Source organism: Arthrobacter sp. DualSoilB13 (assembly GCF_055389195.1).
In genome coordinates this window covers 460,616-479,545 of sequence record NZ_AP035865.1, presented here as the reverse complement: position 1 = coordinate 479,545, position 18,930 = coordinate 460,616, and the positions used below count along the sequence as shown (strand labels likewise).

The 18,930-nt window shown below is 61.5% G+C and carries 17 protein-coding genes; 8 read left to right on the top strand and 9 right to left on the bottom strand.

Annotation, left to right across the window (positions count from 1 at the left end):
• The first annotated feature begins 29 nt into the window (after positions 1-29).
• Complete coding sequence (locus tag ACZ5J0_RS02395; protein ID WP_142936875.1) at positions 30-1,592, top strand: APC family permease; 1,563 nt, start codon at positions 30-32, stop codon at positions 1,590-1,592.
• A gap of 36 nt (positions 1,593-1,628) precedes the next feature.
• Here ACZ5J0_RS02395 and ACZ5J0_RS02390 read toward each other — a convergent pair whose 3' ends face one another.
• The 3 genes from ACZ5J0_RS02390 to ACZ5J0_RS02380 all read right to left on the bottom strand — a co-directional run bounded on the left by ACZ5J0_RS02390 (position 1,629) and on the right by ACZ5J0_RS02380 (position 4,829).
• Positions 1,629-2,915, bottom strand: a complete 1,287-nt coding sequence (locus ACZ5J0_RS02390; protein WP_464094094.1) for a glycosyltransferase — start codon at positions 2,913-2,915, stop codon at positions 1,629-1,631.
• Between the two features lie 4 nt (positions 2,916-2,919).
• A complete protein-coding gene (locus tag ACZ5J0_RS02385; protein ID WP_464094093.1) occupies positions 2,920-3,549 on the bottom strand; it encodes a TetR/AcrR family transcriptional regulator in 630 nt (209 codons plus the stop codon).
• 62 nt (positions 3,550-3,611) lie between these two features.
• Positions 3,612-4,829 carry an acyl-CoA dehydrogenase family protein gene (locus ACZ5J0_RS02380; protein ID WP_464094092.1) on the bottom strand — a complete coding sequence of 406 codons (1,218 nt, stop codon included), beginning with the start codon at positions 4,827-4,829 and terminating at the stop codon, positions 3,612-3,614.
• Between the two features lie 133 nt (positions 4,830-4,962).
• On the opposite strand from ACZ5J0_RS02380, the gene ACZ5J0_RS02375 reads away from it, so the two are divergent.
• Together ACZ5J0_RS02375 and ACZ5J0_RS02370 are read left to right on the top strand one after the other, a co-directional pair.
• Complete coding sequence (locus tag ACZ5J0_RS02375) at positions 4,963-6,681, top strand: AMP-binding protein (protein WP_166841203.1); 1,719 nt, start codon at positions 4,963-4,965, stop codon at positions 6,679-6,681.
• Between the two features lie 42 nt (positions 6,682-6,723).
• Positions 6,724-7,233: a MarR family winged helix-turn-helix transcriptional regulator gene (locus ACZ5J0_RS02370; protein WP_024819327.1), complete on the top strand. Its 510-nt coding sequence runs from the start codon at positions 6,724-6,726 to the stop codon at positions 7,231-7,233.
• A 23-nt stretch (positions 7,234-7,256) separates the two neighbouring features.
• On the opposite strand, the gene ACZ5J0_RS02365 is transcribed toward ACZ5J0_RS02370, so the two are convergent.
• Positions 7,257-8,660, bottom strand: a complete 1,404-nt coding sequence (locus tag ACZ5J0_RS02365; RefSeq protein ID WP_464094091.1) for an HNH endonuclease — start codon at positions 8,658-8,660, stop codon at positions 7,257-7,259.
• A gap of 146 nt (positions 8,661-8,806) precedes the next feature.
• On the opposite strand from ACZ5J0_RS02365, the gene ACZ5J0_RS02360 reads away from it, so the two are divergent.
• A complete protein-coding gene (locus ACZ5J0_RS02360; protein WP_464094090.1) occupies positions 8,807-10,003 on the top strand; it encodes an MFS transporter in 1,197 nt (398 codons plus the stop codon).
• Positions 10,000-10,509 carry a cyclophilin-like fold protein gene (locus ACZ5J0_RS02355; protein ID WP_464094089.1) on the top strand — a complete coding sequence of 170 codons (510 nt, stop codon included), beginning with the start codon at positions 10,000-10,002 and terminating at the stop codon, positions 10,507-10,509. Before ACZ5J0_RS02360 ends, ACZ5J0_RS02355 begins: the two co-directional genes overlap by 4 nt.
• A gap of 42 nt (positions 10,510-10,551) precedes the next feature.
• On the opposite strand, the gene ACZ5J0_RS02350 is transcribed toward ACZ5J0_RS02355, so the two are convergent.
• Entirely contained in the window at positions 10,552-11,448 is an 897-nt protein-coding gene (locus ACZ5J0_RS02350; protein WP_464094088.1) for a helix-turn-helix transcriptional regulator, read from the bottom strand.
• Positions 11,449-11,544: 96 nt separating this feature from the next.
• On the bottom strand, positions 11,545-12,420 hold the full coding sequence (locus ACZ5J0_RS02345) for a universal stress protein (protein WP_464094087.1): 876 nt from the start codon (positions 12,418-12,420) through the stop codon (positions 11,545-11,547).
• A gap of 106 nt (positions 12,421-12,526) precedes the next feature.
• Between ACZ5J0_RS02345 and ACZ5J0_RS02340 the strand changes: the two genes are divergently transcribed.
• The gene (locus ACZ5J0_RS02340) at positions 12,527-13,192 is read left to right on the top strand and encodes a TenA family protein (protein ID WP_464094086.1); all 666 of its coding nucleotides are present in this window, start codon (positions 12,527-12,529) and stop codon (positions 13,190-13,192) included.
• Here ACZ5J0_RS02340 and ACZ5J0_RS02335 read toward each other — a convergent pair.
• Positions 13,189-13,545 (bottom strand): hypothetical protein, encoded by a 357-nt coding sequence (locus ACZ5J0_RS02335; protein WP_464094085.1) that lies wholly within the window; start codon positions 13,543-13,545, stop codon positions 13,189-13,191. The two genes, ACZ5J0_RS02340 and ACZ5J0_RS02335, sit on opposite strands and share 4 nt — an antisense overlap.
• 62 nt (positions 13,546-13,607) lie before the next feature.
• Here ACZ5J0_RS02335 and ACZ5J0_RS02330 point away from each other — a divergent pair, with 62 nt between their 5' ends.
• On the top strand, positions 13,608-16,235 hold the full coding sequence (locus ACZ5J0_RS02330; RefSeq protein WP_464094084.1) for a GH32 C-terminal domain-containing protein: 2,628 nt from the start codon (positions 13,608-13,610) through the stop codon (positions 16,233-16,235).
• Between the two features lie 69 nt (positions 16,236-16,304).
• On the opposite strand, the gene ACZ5J0_RS02325 is transcribed toward ACZ5J0_RS02330, so the two are convergent.
• Positions 16,305-16,598, bottom strand: coding sequence for a putative quinol monooxygenase (locus ACZ5J0_RS02325; protein ID WP_223941621.1), 294 nt, complete (start codon positions 16,596-16,598; stop codon positions 16,305-16,307).
• A 50-nt stretch (positions 16,599-16,648) separates the two neighbouring features.
• Complete coding sequence (locus ACZ5J0_RS02320; RefSeq protein ID WP_464094083.1) at positions 16,649-17,647, bottom strand: LacI family DNA-binding transcriptional regulator; 999 nt, start codon at positions 17,645-17,647, stop codon at positions 16,649-16,651.
• 172 nt (positions 17,648-17,819) lie between these two features.
• Between ACZ5J0_RS02320 and ACZ5J0_RS02315 the strand changes: the two genes are divergently transcribed.
• Entirely contained in the window at positions 17,820-18,929 is a 1,110-nt protein-coding gene (locus ACZ5J0_RS02315) for a substrate-binding domain-containing protein (RefSeq protein WP_223941619.1), read from the top strand.
• The last annotated feature ends 1 nt before the right edge of the window (position 18,930 follow it).

The window sequence follows — 18,930 nt, the reverse complement described above, 5'->3', positions numbered from 1 at the left end:
ATTCATGCATGTCTGAATTAGGAGTTCGAATGTTAGAACCCAGCAAAATAGGACCCTGCAAGAGCGATGCAAGCGGTATGGACGAGTTTGGCTACGCCCAAACCCTTGACCGCAGCATCGGAAAGTTTGCCAGCTTCGCCGCCGGCGTCAGTTACATCTCCATCCTCACCGGCGTTTTCCAACTGTTTTACTTCGGATTTTCGACGGCGGGACCCGCCTACGCGTGGTCGTGGCCCATTGTTTTCGTAGGCCAGCTCATGGTAGCCCTGTGTTTTGCGGAACTGGCCGGACGATACCCTGTGGCCGGATCGGTTTATAACTGGGCCAAAAGGCTTTCCACGGGAACGTGGGCCTGGTTGGCGGGCTGGTTACTACTGCTCTCCTCCATCATGGCGTTGGGATCTGTTGCCTTGGCCCTCCAAATCACGTTGCCGCAGATTTGGAGTGGCTTCCAGCTGGTGGGCGATGGCACCGGCCCCTACGACTTTGCGGTCAACGGAGTCATCCTGGCTAGCATCATGATCGGCATTTCCACGCTCATCAATGCCTTCGGCGTAAAGCTCATGACCATGATCAATAGTGTGGGCGTTTTTGTGGAACTGGTTGCCGCTGTTCTGCTCATTGCGGCGCTCATGTGGCACTCGGTGCGGGGACCTGAAGTCCTCCTCGATACCGCTGGATTCGGCCAAGAACATCCGATGGGCTTCTTCGGAGTATTCCTCATCGCCGCCATGGCTTCCGGTTATGTCATGTACGGATTCGACACCGCCAGTTCCTTGGGTGAAGAAACCAAGGACCCCAAGAAAACCGCACCCCGCGCCATTCTCCGCGCTGTCACGGCATCCTTCCTCCTGGGAGGTTTGCTCCTGCTGGGCGGAATCCTGGCGGCCCCCGATCTTTCCGATCCCAAGCTTGGAGCGGCCGATGGCGGGCTGCAGTACATTGTGCTGTCAGTGCTGGGTGGCCCCTTCGGCAAGGCGTTCCTGGCGTGCATCGTGGTAGCTGTTGTGGTCTGCACGCTGGCCGTGCACGCGGCAGCTATCCGGATGATGTTTGCCATGGCCAGGGACAACAACCTTCCCTTCAGCCGTCAGCTCAGCAAGGTGCATCCCACCCGCAAAACCCCCACGGTGGCTGCAATCGTCATCGGTGTAGTGGCAGTGATTCCCCTGATCGTCAACATCTCCCAGCCAGCCATCTTCACCATTCTGTCCAGCATTAGCATCGTCCTGATCTATCTGTCCTACCTCCTGGTGACCGTGCCCATGCTGCGGCAAAGGTTCCTGAAAAAGTGGCCCCTGAAGGACGACGAGACAGAACCGGGATTCAGCCTCGGCAAATGGGGTCTCCCCGTCAACATCCTGGCCGTGCTGTGGGGTGGCGCCATGACGCTGAACCTGGTCTGGCCTCGACCGGAGATCTACAACTCAGTGCCGCCGTTTGAGTGGTATCTGCAATGGGGCGGCGTCATGTTCGTTGCCGCGGTGATCATCGGCGGAACCCTGCTCTACCGTCTCCGCATCAGGCACCACACCGGAGTTCTGGCCGAGCATGCGGCGGCTGGACCACGCATCTTGACTCGCGTGCAATGAGGAGGCCGGCGTTGGCTCCTGCGCTTGGTGAAACTCCTAGGAGCGCTGGCGTGGCTGGTTCGGCTTGCTTGCCAGGGACCCAAGTTCTTCCACCAGCCGGCTGGACGCAAGCTCGGCAGTAATGGACGAGGAAAGTTGGGCAGCCGCGAGCCGGTAGCTGTCCCGTTCCAGCACTTCCGCCACTGCACGCCGGATTTTCTCCGCCGACGCGTTGGGAGCCAGCCGTACGCCGGCACCGTGGTGGACGATCCTGGCTGCTGTGTCGTCTTGGTCCCTTCCCATGGGCAGGCAGACCATGGGCACGCCAGCGGCAAGGGCTTTCAGGGCAGTGCCATGCCCGCAGTGCGTCACCACCAAGGCAGCTTTTTCCATGATGGGTCCGTGGGGCGCCGCACGCACCACGCTCACGTTGCTGTTTGCTGTCAGCGCATCCGGGTCGATCATCGGTCCGGTGGTCACCACCGCCCGTACAGGCATGGTGGAGAGGGCATCGACAATGCGTTGCAGCAAGTCTCCCTGGTTCTGGAACGTCGAACTGAGGCCCACAAGAATCAGGGGCCGAGCGTCATCCTCTGACCAGGGCGGGACCCATGGCACTGTCCACTGAGGTTCGTCGAGCACCGGCCCGGCGTAGCTCACATTCGCCGGCACAAACGGCGATGCGTAATCAAAGATGGAACTGGAGAGCACAAAAATACGGTCGACACCCAAAACCTGATCATAAAAGGACCGCAGGGGCCGCAGCCCGTGGCGGTCGCGCACCTGGTTGAGGGCCGGCAATCCCTTGGCGAAAACCCGGTTTACGAGGGCGATGAGCATGGCGTCGCGGACACGTCCGGGAACGCCCTGTGCCAAGGGGAAACCGGCGGCGATCGGCGGAACGCCGCGCACGGGGAGCGCCCAGATATTGGGCATCACAGCGGCTACTGGCAGCCCGGCTCCTTGCGCCGCGATCATAGCGCCAAACATGAAGTAGTCCGCCATGAGCGCGTCTGGTGAATAGTCGCCAATCTGCTCGGCCGTCTCGCTCGCCACAAGCTCCGCGGGTCCGCCAATGAGCCTGTCACGCATTCTTCGCAGGCCTTCGAAGGGCGTCCGCACCTCCCAATCCTTCACCACGTCCCCGGACGGATCGTTTGAAGTGCGATGGGGAGCCCGAACCCATGGACTGAACGTGGCACCCACCGCGGCCACCTGGGCGCGCAGGGTTGGGTCGGCCAGAACCCTTACCTGATGGCCATTCTCAATGAGTCGCCTGGCAACTCCGAGCTCCGGCGCCACGGCTCCTCCCCCGTCCCAGATAGCGAACAGGTAGCGGCTCATGTTCCTAATCCTTTCCGGCTGAACTTTCGGATGAACGTTTCTCCGGACTCCCACCCAACACTCCGTGGACCAGCCGGAGGATCGTTGCTTCAGTCTCTGCCCGGGACTGCCCGAGGTCGCGGCGCAGAAGCTTCCAGAGGGTGACATCGGTGGCAGCATAGAGCGCCAAGACCAGCCTTTCATCGCCGGTCACGCCGGCGATCAGCGTGCGTTCGATCCACTCACGGTGACCTGCCCGGGAAATGGTGAGCAAGTGGTCGATCGCAGGCACTCGACCTTCGAGTTCAAGCATGCGAATGTTGGCGTTGCCCATGGTCTCGTAGCGGTCCAGAAGCTTGGCGATTGCTCCGTCAGCATCTCCGGGCGTAGCCTCGCGGAGTGCGTCCTCACCGGGTTTCTGCCAGTCGGCTACGGCGACCGCGAGTTCGTCCTTGGTTCCGAAGTGGCGGATGACAGTCTGCCTGGACACTCCCGCGATTTTGGAGACGGCATCAATGGAAACCTGGTCGTAAGGACTCTCCAGCCACAGCTCGTAGGCGGCGGACAGTATCCGCTCACGGGTTGCGGCAACGGCTTCCTGCCTTGCGTTCATCCGATAAGCACGCGGCCCCGACTCCCGATCAGGCGCTTTCATGTTACATATTGTAACACCAATAGGATCTGCCCAGTGGGTGAGAAAGCACCGCCGGCGGATCCCTAAACGAACGCCGACTTCCCCGTCACCGCGCGGGCCACGATCATGGAGTTGATCTCGTAGCTGCCCTCGTAGGTGTAGAGGATTTCGGCGTCGCCAAAGAGCTTGCCCATCTCGTAGTCCGTGGTGATTCCGTTCCCGCCCAGCAAGGAACGGCCCATCGCCACGGACGAGCGGGCCAGCCGGGTAGTGGTGGCCTTGCACATGGCGGCCTGCACCATTTCGAGTTTCCCGGCCTGCTGGATCCGGGCTAGCTCCACCATCATGGACAGCGAAGCGTTGGCATTGCCCAGAATGTCGGCAAGCTGCTGCTGGACAAGCTGGAAGCGTGCCAGTTCCTTGCCGAATTGTTTGCGCTGCAACGCGTAGGAACGGGCTATGTCAAAGGCTGCCAATTGGATCCCCGCGGCCTGCCATCCCACCCAGGCACGGGAATCGCGCAATAGATCATTGGCGCGGGAGAACTCAGTGGCGCCGGGCAGGAGGTTCTCCGAAGGAATGCGGACCTCGTCCAATACGATGTCCGCATTCTGCATGATGCGCAGGCCGATCTTGTTCGAAATCTTGGTGGCCGCATACCCGGGGCGGTCGGTCTCCACGATGAAACCCTTGATGTGCCCGTCGGATTCATCACGAGCCCAAACCAAGGCGAAGTCGGCAATCGTCCCTGCCCCTATCCAGCGCTTGGCACCGCTGATGACCCATTCGCCGCCGTCGCGCCGCGCCGTCGTCGAGAGCCCTCCGGCGATGTCCGAACCGTGGTCCGGTTCGGTGAGTGCGAAGGCGCCCAGCTGGGTGAAAGCCTCAAGCCCGGGCAACCACTTGCGCTTCTGCTCGGGGGAACCTAGCTCATCAATCATGCCGACAATGAGCTCGTTGTGGATCCCCACCAGCGCTGAAAGAGACACGTCCGCGCGGGCCACCTCGGTGTACATGAGGCCCTTGAAGAGCTTTGAGGAACCGTCGGTTTGAAGCCCGCCCAGCCCGAACTTAGCCATGTCCGCCAGCAGCCCGAACGGAAATTCCTCCCGGTTCCAGTAGTCGATGCTCGCAGCCCGGATCCGCGCCTGCAGGAACTCCCTGACCTCCAGGTACCGGGCACGCTCCTCCGGGGGGAGCAGGTCAATAACATGCATCAAGTCCGCCTCCGGGTAAGGAGGCAGGATGCGTTCTGATGCCGCACCGTTGGTAACGGTGCCGGCAGCTTTTTCGTCGAGCATTAGACCCCTTCGTCATGTCCCGCATAGGCTCTTCCAAACCCTTGGATGTCCTAGTATATTGCAAGGTGATGTGGATCACTAGGCGGGATGCTTCGGCGAAGGTGCCAGGGAACCCGAAAGCGAAAGGTGGACTATGACAGTCACAGACGACTTCCGTGCGGCCCGGGACAGGCTGCTGGAACTGCGCGAAGACTACAAACTGGCTCACGCCGAGTTCCAGTGGCCACGCTTTGAGGAATTTAACTTCGCCCTCGACTGGTTCGACCAGATCGCGGCAGACGAGACCAGAGGCAACAAGCCCGCGCTGGTGATCGTGGAACAGGACGGCAGCTCCACGCGCCGCACGTTCAAGGACCTCTCGCAGCGCTCCTCCCAACTCGCCAGCTGGCTGCGCGACCAAGGCGTCAAACGCGGCGACCACATGATCATCATGCTCGGCAACCAGGTTGAGCTGTGGGAACTCATGCTGGCAGGCATCAAGCTGGGCATTGTCATGATCCCCACCACCACCCTCATGGGCGCCCGCGATCTTCAGGACCGGGTAGAGCGCGGCGGTGCCACCTGGGTGGCGGTCGGGAGCGCAAACATCGGCAAGTTCGCCGACGTCGAGGGCGGCTACACGCTGATCGAGGTCGGATCCGAGAGAACCACCGCCGAGGCAAGACAGTACGCAGACTCATACGACGCCGGCACGGAATTTACGCCCGACGCCCCCACCCTCGCTGATGACACATTACTCCTCTACTTCACCTCCGGAACCACCTCGCGCGCCAAGCTGGTGGAACACACGCACACGTCCTACCCGGTGGGTCACCTGTCCACCATGTACTGGATTGGGCTGGAGCCTGGCGACGTCCACCTGAACGTCGCCTCTCCCGGCTGGGCGAAGCACGCTTGGTCCAACGTCTTCACACCGTGGATCGCCGAGGCCACCGTCTTCATCTACAACTACCAGCGCTTCGACGCCGCCGCCCTCATGAACCAAATGGGCAAAGAAGGCGTCACAAGCTTCTGTGCCCCGCCCACCGTCTGGCGCATGCTCATCCAAGCCGACCTCACCCAGCTCACTCACCCTCCGCTTAAGGTGGTCTCTGCCGGTGAGCCCCTCAACGCGGAAGTGATCGGCCAGGTGGAAAAGGCCTGGGGCGTCACCATCCGCGACGGATTCGGTCAGACCGAGTCAACGGTCCAGATCGCCAACACGCCTACGCAGCCGGTCAAAATCGGTTCCATGGGACGGCCGCTCCCCGGATACGACGTCGTCCTGGTGGACCCGGTCACCGGGGAGGAAGCCGACGACGGCGAACTCTGCTTGCGCTTGGACCCCCGGCCCGTGGGGCTCATGAAGAGCTATTTCGGGGACGAAGCCAAGACGGCCGAAGCATTCCGGGATGGTTACTATCACACGGGCGATATGGCCAGCCGGGACGCCGACGGCGTCATCACCTATGTGGGGCGGGATGACGACGTTTTCAAGTCCTCCGACTACCGTTTGTCGCCCTTCGAACTCGAAAGCGTCCTGATCGAACACCCCGCAGTGGCCGAAGCCGCCGTCGTGCCCTCACCTGATGCCGTGAAGCTGTCTGTGCCCAAGGCGTTCGTCGTGTTGGCCGCGGGCTATGAACCCGGGCCCAAGGTTGCGGAGGACATTCTGAAGTATTGCCGTGAGCATTTAGCACCGTTCAAGCGCATCAGGCGGCTGGAATTCGGCGAACTGCCCAAAACGATTTCCGGCAAAATCAGGCGCGTGGAACTGCGCGGAACCGAGGTCGCCCGGCACGGCGACGGCCCGCTGCCCTCCGGATTGGGCGTGGAATACACGGAGGAAGAGTTTCCGAACCTGAGAGACTAGCCACCCGGGACACTAGGCCGATCATGTAACCGAAGGAGGCCCATGGGCACCCCTCTCCCCCGCGACCCCATCGCCGACGCCCAGCGCAACTGGGAACGGCATGGCTGGGGCGATGTCGCCGCGCCCATGGCCGCCATCACTGCGATCATGCGCACGCAACAGATTCTGCTCGCGCGCATCGAAACAGTTCTGAAACCGTTCGGGCTGACGTTCGCGCGCTACGAACTGCTGGCGCTGCTGAGTTTCGCCCGCAGCGGCGCACTTCCCATGAACAAGGCCAGCGCGCTGCTGCAGGTCCATCCCACGTCGGTAACCAACGCCGTGGACCGCTTGGAAAAAGCCGCCTTGGTGGCTCGTTCCCCGCACCCAACAGACGGCCGCACCACCCTGATCGAGCTCACCGCAGAGGGCCGCACCTTGGCGAAGAAAGCGACGGCGGCGCTTAACGCCGAGGTTTTCGGCAAGTCCGGCTTTGGGCCCGACGACGTCGATCACCTTATCCGCGTCCTGGGCACCTTCCGCAGGGATGCCGGGGATTTCACGGAGGAATAGAGGGTTCACACCCTCGAAGCGTTTTACGTCCTGGAGGGCTGATGCCCTGGAAGGGGTGGGGCTTTGGATTGATAGGTGTGACCGGTGGGGGTGCGGATTTCTAGGGTGTGCACGCTGTAGTTTTCGCCGGGCAGGGATGTAGTGCTCCAACCGGGGTGTTCCTTGGTGTGATTGCACGCCTCGCACAACCCCGCGGCGTTGCTAAGGTTCGTTTTCCCTCCTGAACGCCACGGAACCACATGGTCGATATGCCGGATGGGCGCATCACAATACGGCGTCCGGCAGGTATCGTCGCGAGTCTCAACGAACCGCCGTAACCTGCCGGTGAAGAGCCGGGCCTTGGAATCCGTGGCAAGGAGCTCTCCCGTGGACGGCGCGGTGTAAAGCCGGCGAAGCCACACATCAAACTCTGTGTCCGGCGGTGCCTGTGCTGCCTGTCCTGCCCGTGCCTGTGGTTCGGCCACTGCCCGCCCGGAACCGGGCCGCCGACTTGGGCTTCCACCCGGCCCCAACCCCAGCAGTTCCCTCCCCCACTCTGCCGGGACGATTCCGTACCCCTTGAGCCGGGCCGGTTCACTGTCCCCTTGAAAGAGCGTCCGGTCGGTCATGACCAGATCCAGATTGATCCCCGAAAACCCACCCGGAGTGCCGGTAACCCGTTCAACCAATGTGTCCGCCATGACCTGGCCACGGGTCGGGGCTACTCCACCAGACCCGACACCAGTGGAACGGGCAGTATCAGCAGCCCGGGACAACGCAGCATAAACCGCCACCCCCTGAGCCACCGGCAACAGCGCCGTCAGGTACGTCATGGTGTCCGGCGCCGGACGCAAACTCACCATCCGCTCAGCAGCGGCACGACTGGCACGACCCACCACCGACCGCGGATCACGCCGATACGCAGCAGCCTTCACCGCCGCAATGATCGCGTTATCGCCCTTCCCCTCAAAAGTCCCGGTATCGGCGGCGAGTTCCTCATCCACCGCACACCGATCCTCAACAGACAAACACGCCGTTTCCCTCACCAGCAACGTGGCCCGCCACTCATTCAACTGCCCCGACCGCAGAGCCGCCAACGTCCGCGGCATCTCCACCACCAACGCCTTCGCAAAACCCAACAACCTCGACCCACGATTCGGGGACTCCCGCCTCGCCAACGCCACCTGAGCCCCCACCCCCTGACCACGCTCGGACGCAGGAACACCAGCCTCGGCCTGCTCAGCACGCTGAGCCAGATCAAAAGCCACCGCAACCCTCGCCTGCAAAGCCGTAATAGCCGACTTCATCTCCTCCAACACCCGCAACTGCTCGATCAGATCACTGCTGACGGTGCTGGACGGAGCCGCGAGCTGAACGTTCGCAGGGGAGGCAGGAACAAGGGCATCGGATACCGCCGTACCCACTCGACTCTCCTGAACCTGTTCCATGAACCAACCATGTCAGGAGGCACCGACAATATAACGTCGTTGATCGCCCGGGCGCCCCAGTTGGGGCAGCTCACCGAGGGAGTCCCTCAGAGGACCTCCCTTAAGCGGGACTCCCTAACACCCCGTAGACCTGATGTTCTGAAGTCATGACCACCACCATTTCCACCGTCAAGACCCGGCGTCTGCCACTGGTAACGTACGTTCTGGCTGCGGGTGTGTTCCTGATGGGAACCACCGAGTTCATTGTGGCGGGGATCCTGCCTGAGATTGCGGGCGACCTTGGGGTGTCCGTAGCCAACGCCGGCCTCATGATCACGGTCTTCGCCGTAGGCATGATCGTTGGAACGCCCACCATGTCAATCCTCACGCTTAAGCTGCCACGACGCCTGACGCTAAGCCTTGCACTGCTGGTCTTTGCGGCTGGCCACGTCGTGGTGGCGCTCACGTCTGACTTCACACTCATTCTTGGCGCACGTTTCCTCACGGCTTTGGCGACGGGCGCTTTCTGGGCGGTAGCCGCCGTCGTAGGTGCAAAAGCCGCAGGTGCGGCGTCGGCATCCCGGGCGTTGGGCGTGGTGTTGGGCGGTGGGATGCTGGCAAATGTTGTTGGCGTACCGCTGGGCGCTTTCGCAGGTCAGGTGATTGGCTGGCGAGGCCCTTTCTGGGGTCTGGCACTTCTTGCGCTGGCGGGGGCTGTTGTGGTGTACCGGCTAGTCCCGGTGGGGCCGGAATCCGGGCCCATACCGTCCGTTCGCGCTGAGCTCGCCAGCATGCGCGATGTGAGGGTTTGGCTTGTCCTGGCCGGCTGCGCGATCGTTTGCGGCTCGTCCCTGGCTGCCTACAGCTTCATTTCGCCACTGCTTACTGAGAACACCGGAATGGCCGCCTCGGTGGTGCCGCTGGTTCTGGTGGCGTACGGTGTGGGAGCCTTCATTGGCTCCAATCTGGGAGGTCATTTCGGCTCTCACCGCCCCTATCCGGCGCTGTTCGTCGCGGCAGGTATGACCTTCCTGGTGTTGGGTGCCCTTTCCTTCCTCTCCCATAACGCCGTGGTGACAGTGGTCCTGATCTTCCTGCTGGGGCTCTTCGGCATGGCCACCAATCCGATTCTGATCGTCAAAGCCGTAGGTTACGCGGGGCACGCACCCACGCTGGCTTCAGCTCTCAGCACCTCAGCGTTCAACCTCGGCACAGCCGTGGGATCGTGGATGGCCGGTTACGCCTTGGAATCCGCACTTGGTGCCACAGGCCCCGTGCTGGTGGGAACAGGAATCGCCGCGCTCTACTTCGTCCCACTTACGCTATTGATGCTCAAGGACCGGAAGGAAGGTTCCCAGTCATGAAGCACCCCACCGCCGGAATACTGCTGCTGGTGGCGTTGGCACTAGTCAGCTGCAGCCCATCCCCCGCCGTGGAGACGACACCGGGTTCGGCCAGAGGGACCTCAAAACCCAGTGAGGCAACCACCTCCGCCGCCCACAACGTAGTAGGTACCGTGGTGCACTTCAGCGCCGGTTCGGCGTCACTGGACGTCACCATTGGGGAGGATAATCCCGCCACCCGGGACTTCCTGAGCATGCTGCCGCTCACCCTCAGCATGAAAGAGTTCGCCGGCCGGGAGAAGATCGCGGACCTGCCCAGGCCCCTCCACTATGAAGGGTCACCTGGGTCCGACCCCGAGGACGGTGACCTGATCTACTACGTCCCCTGGGGAAACCTCGGTTTTTACTACAACGCGTCAGGCATCGAATACTCAGACCAAACCATTCATTTGGGACGATCCAAAGCCACCCGGGAAGAGCTTGCGCGCTTCGAAGGCCAGGAAGTCCGCGTAGAAGTCAATCGCTGACCGTCTGCCATCGGCGGTAGCGCGCGGCAGCACCGCCGGCGGTCAGCTGTCCGTTCGGGTCTTCTCCGACGCCGGGCGAACGCCTTGGGCGTATTCGCTCGCCGCCCAGGAGGCCAACAGTTGGAGGCGCTCGGCCGACGGCGACCCGGGTTCAGCTGCGTAAATGGTCAGGGTCAATCCTGGTTCTGCGGCCATTTCCAAGCCCTCGAAGGCGAGCGTCATTTCGCCCACCACCGGGTGATTGAACGTCTTGAAACCCGTGCCGTGGTGCCGGACGTTATGTGCGCCCCAGCGAGTGCGGAATTCCTCGCTGCGGGTGCTGAGCTCACCAATGAGATCGTGCAATTCCTTGTTGTGCGGGTCCCGTCCGGCCTCCGTGCGGAGAATGGAAACCGTTATTTCCGCAAAAGCGTCCCAGTCCGGGTAGAACTCGTGGGCGCGCTGGTCCAGGAACGTGAACCTGGCGATGTTGGGCGTCTGGCCCGGCATGTCGTAACAGTCCTTGTAAAACGCCCGGGCCAAGGGGTTCACGGCCAAGAGGTCCATCCGGCCATTCCGGACAAACGCGGGTCCGGCCGTGACAGCATCCAGCGCCCACTGCAGGCTCTGGTGGGGCACATAGGATTTCGAGTTCCGGCGCCGTGGCGGCCGGGCAACTGGACTGGCGGCGTGCGCAAGGTCGAACAGGTGTGCGCGTTCAGCGTCGTCCAAGTTCAGCGCGCGGGCGATGCTCTCAAGAACCTGCGGGGAGGCGCCGCTAATGGCGCCGCGTTCCAAGCGGGTGTAGTACTCAACGCTTAAGCCGGCAAGGGTGGCTACTTCGCTGCGGCGCAGACCCTTGACCCGCCGGTTGGATCCCGTGGGCAGCCCCACCTGCTCAGGTGCCACGTGGGCACGCCGGGAGATCAAAAATTCGCGAACTTCCGCCCGATTATCCATGCCCTCCACCATAAATGCGGGTCCGGCACCGGAGGGAGTCCCTGTGAGGGCCTCCGACGACCAACCAGCTCTGCGGTCTCCAGGGAAGACTGAGCCCTAAGAAGCTTCGGAGCCTGCCTTGTGCCGGGAGACCAACACGGGACTATGGGCGTGGTGGAGTACTGCGTGTGCCGTTGAACCTATGGTGCCCTTGATCAGTCCATGTCCTTTGGTCCCCACCACTGTGATGCGTGCCGCTTGTGAGGCCTTGACCACGGCACGGGAGAATGAAGCATCCACCAGCAGCTCTCCGCTCACCGTCCTCCCGGGAGCTTTGTGGCGGGCCCGGCTCAGCACGGCATCGAGCATCGCTTCTGCCTCGGGATAGGCTTCCACCGGCTCTCGCAACCGCCGGTATCCTTCGGGTTCGTGCAGGACGTGAATGATCCTGAGCTCGGCACCCGTTGCGGCCGCGAAAAGGCAGGCGTCGTCCAGGGCTGCCGGTGATCCCGAGTCATCAACAGCCAGCAGCACTGGACCCTCAGGGTGGTCATCGGCACGAATCACTGCGACGGGGCACTCTGCGGTTGCCGCCATCTCCAAACTCACGGACCCCACCAGCAAGCCCATGAACCCACCAAGGCCGCGGCTTCCAAGGACCAACATCTCCGCGCCGGCCGAAACGTGCGCAAGATGATCGCGCGGCATTCCGTGAAGCAAAGTGGCGTGGACCTCCAGATCGGGGACGGCCTCCTTTGCGAGCGCCGTCCCTTCTTCAAGGACTTTCTGGGCGGCCCGCTCCAAACCACTATCGGCGATGCCAGGAACGGGGCCCCTGTTTTGGGATAGCAAGACCCACAGGGAACAGTGCACAACGTGCAGTGAGCAGTTCCGCAGGATGGCGTGATGTGCGGCCCATTGGACGGCCCGGTGTGATTCTTCGGATCCGTCATAGCCAACCACGATCGTCTTCGAAGCGTGCTCGTTCGTCATGGCCAGAGCCTACGCTGGCGCCGGGACCGGCACCAGAGCGTAACCCCCGCCGGTAGGGCGCAATACGCTGCTAGGCTCCGATGCTGACACCTCAGGAGGAAACACCGTGGGCTTTGCCGAAGAACTCAAGAACCAGTGCGCCGAGGATTGGGACGCCGCCGTCAACCATCCTTTTGTGGACCAGCTGCTGGACGGGTCCCTTTCCGATGACCACCTGCGCCGCTACCTTGTTCAGGATTACCAGTTCTGCGATGCCTTCACAGCACTCCTCGGGCAAGCCGTCGCATCGGCGCCTTCGCTGCCTTCGCGTCTTGTGTTTGCCGCGGTTCTTGGGGCTTTCGCTTCGGACGAGAATACGTACTTCCAGGATTGCTTCAACGATCTCGATGTTCCGGAGGTGGACCGAACCGCGCCTGCGCTGGGACCAGCGACCAGCAACTTCGACCATCTGATGCGGAGCGCCCTCGCTACCCGTTCCTACCCGAAAGTCCTGGCAGTGCTGCTGGTTGCCGAGTGGCTTTACGGAGACTGGGCTGCCCGCGCTGGCGAACCCGCCAGCTGGCCGGCGCACGCTAAGCATGCCGAGTGGGTCCGCCTCCACAACAACCCCGAGTACAACGCGTGGGTGACGTGGCTACGCGACGAGTTTGACGCCGTCGAGCCTGTTGACGCGGCGGAACGACAGGGTGTTGCCGCGACCTTCGCGGAGGCCGTGCGGCTGGAGCGGGCTTTCTTTGACGCTGCGTTGGTGCCCGCGGGCGCTTCGGTTTAGGGGCGTTTCCGGACTGTGTAGCTCAGCTCCACCAAGCCTTGGTCGTAGCTGTTCACTTCCTGCAGTTTCAGCAGTGCGGGGTTGTGTCCTGCCGGGAACACGCCCCTGCCTGAGCCTTGGTCTCCGAGCGTCACTACCAGCCGGACGGCGTCCTTCGCGGACTGCCGCTTGATGCGACGGATCGCCTCTAGCGCGTCGCCGGATTCAAGGTTCGACGGCGGGAAGTCACCCCAGGGGGCTGCCTTCAGGCGGTGCGAAGACAACGATGTCCATTCAGCCGAGCTCGCGGAATTGAGTTCAAGGGCGTCGCTAAAACCGTTGACTTGTCCACTGGACTTATCGTAGCTTTTCAACCACTGACAACGTTGTCTAAATGGGGATGGGCACGCGCAATGAAGTGCGAACGAGGAGAACAATGACGAAATCCACTATGAACAGGATGCGGGCGGCGACGTCTGCGTTGACGCTGGCTGGCCTGACACTTTCGGGAATCATGGCCGGCATTGCGCCGGCCTCTGCTGCGCCGGAGGTAGGAAGCGAGGACTTTCGACCTGCCTACCATTACACGCCAGCAAAGAATTGGATGAACGATCCCAACGGGATGGTTTTCCATAAGGGCGTCTACCACCTGTTCTACCAGCACAATCCCTCCGGCAACACGTGGGGAAACATGTCCTGGGGTCATGCAACGTCCAAGGACTTGGTCCATTGGCAAGAGCAGCCGTTGGCCCTGTCCACCGATGCGCAGGAAGATGTGTTCTCCGGCAGCATTGTGGTTGATAAGGACAACACCACGGGCTTCGGAACCAAGGAAAATCCGCCGCTGGTGGCCATCTACACCAGCGCCTACAAGGAACCATCCCCGTACCGGGGCCTGCAGGCGCAGTCCTTGGCATACAGCTTGGACGACGGAAAGACCTGGACCAAATACTCAGGAAACCCTGTGCTGAACCGCAATTCAGCCAACTTCCGGGACCCAAAGGTCTTCTGGTATGACAACCCGGCGGGCGGTGGTTACTGGGTCATGACCGCAGTGGAGTCCCAGGATCACAAGGTTCTCCTGTACAAGTCCAGCAACCTTAAGGATTGGACTGCACTCAGCGAATTCGGACCCGCCAACGCGACCGGCGGCCAGTGGGAATGTCCTGACTTGTTTCCCCTCGCAGTGGATGGGGACAAGAACAACGTCAAGTGGGTCATGGTAGTCAATATCAACCCCGGCGGCGTCGCGGGGGGCTCGGCCGGACAGTACTTCGTGGGTGACTTCGACGGCACCACTTTCACCTCGGAAACCACCGAACCAGCAGCCCAAGCGCCGGCCGGCACTGTCCTGGCAGGCTTCAACGACGGCAGCTATAACGGCTGGGCCGTGAACAACGAACCAGGAAACTGGAAAAATGGTCCGTTCGGCGACACCCCGGCCGCCGGCTCCCTGCCCGGTCAGAGTCCCGTCGCCGGATTCGGCGGACCAGGACTGATCAATTCATTCAACGACGGCGACTGGCCGCTGGGTTCCATGCAGTCGCCAACCTTTACTGTGACTGACGACTACCTGAATTTCCTCGTCGGCGGCGGCAAGCACCCCCGCGTCTCTGACAAGCTGGACAACACCCCGCCTCCGGGCGAGCTGAAGTTTGACGGCTTCGAAGTTCCGGAAGGCACATCATTGGCCAATGCAGGCTGGACAGGGACAGGAGACCTGACCCCCAATTACCAGCCGGCTACCAGCGGTGGGGACTTCTACATTGGTGCCAAACGCATCAACACCTTTGAAACCGGCACCGTGCCCGGCGATGACCGCCAGGGCACCCTGACTTCCCCGGGGTTCCCGATCACAAAGAACTTCATGTCCATGCTGGTGGGCGGCGGCAACCGCGCAGCGGACTCCGGCCAGACCTTGGCCGTCCAGTTGCTTGTCAACGGCAACGTGGTCCGCTCGCTGGCCGGTGACAACGCCGGCTTGTTGAACTGGAAGGGCTGGGATGTCTCGGAGTTCGCGGGACAGAACGCACAGTTGCGGATCGTTGACGAAGCCACGGGCGGGTGGGGCCACCTCACGCTCGATCACGTCATGCTCACTGATACAGCCGCCGTCCCCAGGTCCGATGAAGAAACGGTGAACTTGGTGGTCAACGGGAAAGTGGTCCGCACAGCCACCGGCAACGACAGTGAGACTCTGGATTGGACCTCCTGGGATGTCAAGGAATTCGTTGGCCAGCAGGCACACATCAAGGTTGTCGATAACAACAGATTCGGCTGGGGACACATCCTCGCAGATGAGTTCACGGCGAGCTCCACGGCAGCACAGTCCCGGCTGGAGGCCTATGACTGGCTGGACTATGGACGCGATTACTACGCGGCCGTTTCGTTTGCGAACATGCCCGATAACAAGCGGGTCATGCTGGGTTGGATGAACAACTGGGACTACGCCAACAACATCCCCACCAGCCCTTGGCGCAGCGCCATGTCCCTGCCCCGCGAGGTGAAGCTGACGCAGACTCCGGACGGACCTCGCCTTGCCCAAAGCGTGGTCAAGCAAGTGGACAAGCTCGCGAAGAAGCCCAGCTACACGGACAAGAAGGGCGGCATTATCAAGGCTGGAACAACACCGCTGCCCGCGGCTGCTTCAGGGCAGGTCCAGCGAGTGGATATCACCTTCGCACCCGGCACGGCGACAAAATCAGGCATCACCGTACTGGGCGACGGCAACTCTTCCACCGTCATTGGCTATGACTCCACCACCGGCAAGGTCTTCGTTGACCGCACAAACTCCGGTAACACCACGTTCCACCCGGCATTCGCCTCCGTTGAGGACGCCCCGGTTACACTGGACAAGAAGGGCAATGTGACCTTGCAGGTGTATGTGGACCGCTCATCAGTGGAAGTATTCACCGCCGACGGTCTCCGGACTATCACGGATCAGGTATTCCCCAATGCCGGCGCTGACAAGATCGCCCTCTTCGCGGAGGGTGGAACCGCACAACTGAAGTCCCTCACAGTAACCCCCATGGAAGGATCGATGTTCCTTCCCGGGAAGAAGTAGGCAACCATTGACTAACAGGGACGGCGGCCGGCTTTCGCCGGCCGCCGTCCCTGGGGTTTTAGTGCGTGGTTACATCAATGGTTTCAGCCAGGTCAGGACTGAACCATCGCCTTCAATGTGATCGGCAAGTTCGGCGTTGAACTCCCGGCCGTAGTCTGCGCCGATGTGATCCTGAAAAGCCTGCTCGTCCCGGTATACCTCGAAGACGAAGTACTCACGGGGGTTACTTTCCCGCGTATAGGGCAGGAACATTACGTTCCCCGGTTCGTTACGGACGTGCTCGGTAAGGGTTGCCATCATTTCCGCGACGCGGGTTTCGCTGCCTTCTTTGACGGTGAACTCTGCATACAGTGTTTTGCTCAAGGCCAGTCCTTTGCTCAGTTGGTTTCGGGTTGCACTGCTGTTTGTACGGATTAGCTGGAGGGCCGGATTTCGCCGGAACCCCGCTGGATAAGTTCGGTTGGGATGACATAGGTTCGGGCGGGGTTATCGTCGCCGTCGATCCTTGCAAGGATCCGCTCAGCCGCCAGCTTGCCGATGCGTTCAGGGTGCTGGGCGATCACCGTGATCCCGGGGTCCATCATGTCCGCCAGAGTGAAATCATCGAACCCAATGAGGGCGATCTTTTGATGGAGGCCGAGGGCTTTCAGGGCACGCATGGCGCCAAACGTCACGAGGTTTTGACTGGAAAAGATTGCCGTTGGCGGGTTCTCTGAGGTAAGCAGTTCGTGAGCTGCCCGAGCTGCGGTTTCCTCATCGTGCAGGTTCTCACGGATGGCGACATCAGAGGTGGAAATGCCTGCCCGCCCAATGCCGTCCAGGAACCCTGCCCGGCGTCTTGCGGCAGTCTGGATATCAGTGCGGTCACCAAGGTAAGCCAGGCGGGCGTGTCCATGCTCAATGAGGTGGGCCGCTGCCCGTGCCGCGCCAACTTCGTTGTCAGTGACCACCGCGTCAGCCTCAATACCCGCAGGCTCACGGTCAATGAACACCAGCGGTAGATCGCGGGAGTGCTCCGGAATCATGTAAGCCTGGCTCTTGGCGATGGTCGTCAGCACAAGGCCGTCCACGCGGCGCCCAAGGAAAGCTGAAATGAGCTTCCGCTCCCTGTCGGGATCGTCATCCAGGCTTGCCGCGAAGACCGCAATTCCACGAACGGCCAAGGCATCTTCCATGGCTCTGTGGATCTCCCCGCTGAACGGGTTGGATACGCTCGGGAGCAGCAAGCCGATGGACTGGGTTTTGCGTCCGGAACGCTTCAGGCTGCCCGCTGTGATGTCCAGTTGGTACTGCAGTTGTTCCGTAGCCCGCATTACCCGTTGCCGGGTGGCCTCGGAAACCCCCGGCTCGTCGTTTACCACTCGAGAGACTGTTTTAATCCCAACCCCTGCAAGATCAGCCACGTTTTTCATTGTCGGGCGCTTACGGGGCTCGGACTGGTAACGATTAGACATCGTTGTCAACTTGCTGCTCCTCAACTCGAATTAGTACTTGACTCTATCGTGTGAGCTTGCTTACATGTTACCTGACAACGTTGTCAGTCGCAGAAATGCACCGCCAACAGCCACAAAAACAGGAGTTTCAATGTTGAGTTCCAAAGTCACGCGGTCCACCCGGACCCGCATTCTTGCCGCCGGTGCAGTCCTCACCCTCGGCGCACTTAGCCTGACAGCCTGCGGAGGCAGCTCCTCCCCTTCATCCAGCGGTGCTGAAGAGAAGATCGGTGTCTCGCTGATCGTCAAGACCACCTCCAACCCGTTCTTCGTCTCAATGCAGGATGGCGCGAAGAAGGCCGCCGAAGCGGACGGCGTCGATCTGAAGCTTGCGGCCGGCAAGGCCGACGGCGACGAGGACACCCAGATCCAGGCCATTGAAAACGCAATCTCCAAGGGCGACAAAGGCATTCTGATCACCCCCAACGGTCCCTCAGTGGTGGACGCCCTGAAGAAGGCCAAGGATGCCGGGTTGTTTGTCATTGCCCTGGACACACCGCCGGACCCGGCTGATGCAGCTGACATCACGTTCGCTACCGACAACTTCAATGCCGGCGAACTGATCGGCAAGTGGACAGCCCAGCAACTGGCGGGCAAGAAGGCCGTCATCGCCCTCATCGACCTCTTTGACGACAAGGTTGTCTCGGTGGACTACAACCGCGACCAAGGCTTCCTGACCGGCCTCGGCATCGATACCGCGGACAAGAAGAAGAACGGCGACGAGGCCAAGTCGGGAACCTACACCGGCGGCAAGGGCGGCGACTACGAAATTGTCGGCAGCCAGGCTTCCCAGGGCGCTGAAGACGGTGGACGAACCGCTATGGAGACACTTCTGGCCAAGAACCCTAATGTCAACGTTGTCTACACCATCAACGAGCCCGCAGCCGCAGGTGCCTTCGAAGCTCTGAAGTCCGCAGGCAAGGAAAAGGACGTCCTGATCGTCTCCGTCGACGGCGGTTGCACAGGCGTGAACAACGTCAAGTCCGGTGTCATCGGCGCAACGGCACAGCAGTACCCGGTCAAAATGGCTGAGATGGGCGTAAAGGCCATTGTTGACCTGGCAAAGACCGGCAAAAAGCCCGCCAACTCCGAGGGCCTGGACTTCTTCAACACCGGCGTGGAGCTCGTCACTGACAAGCCCGCTGACGGCGTAAAGAGCATCACCACCACCGAAGCATCCCAGGTCTGCTGGGGCAAATAGG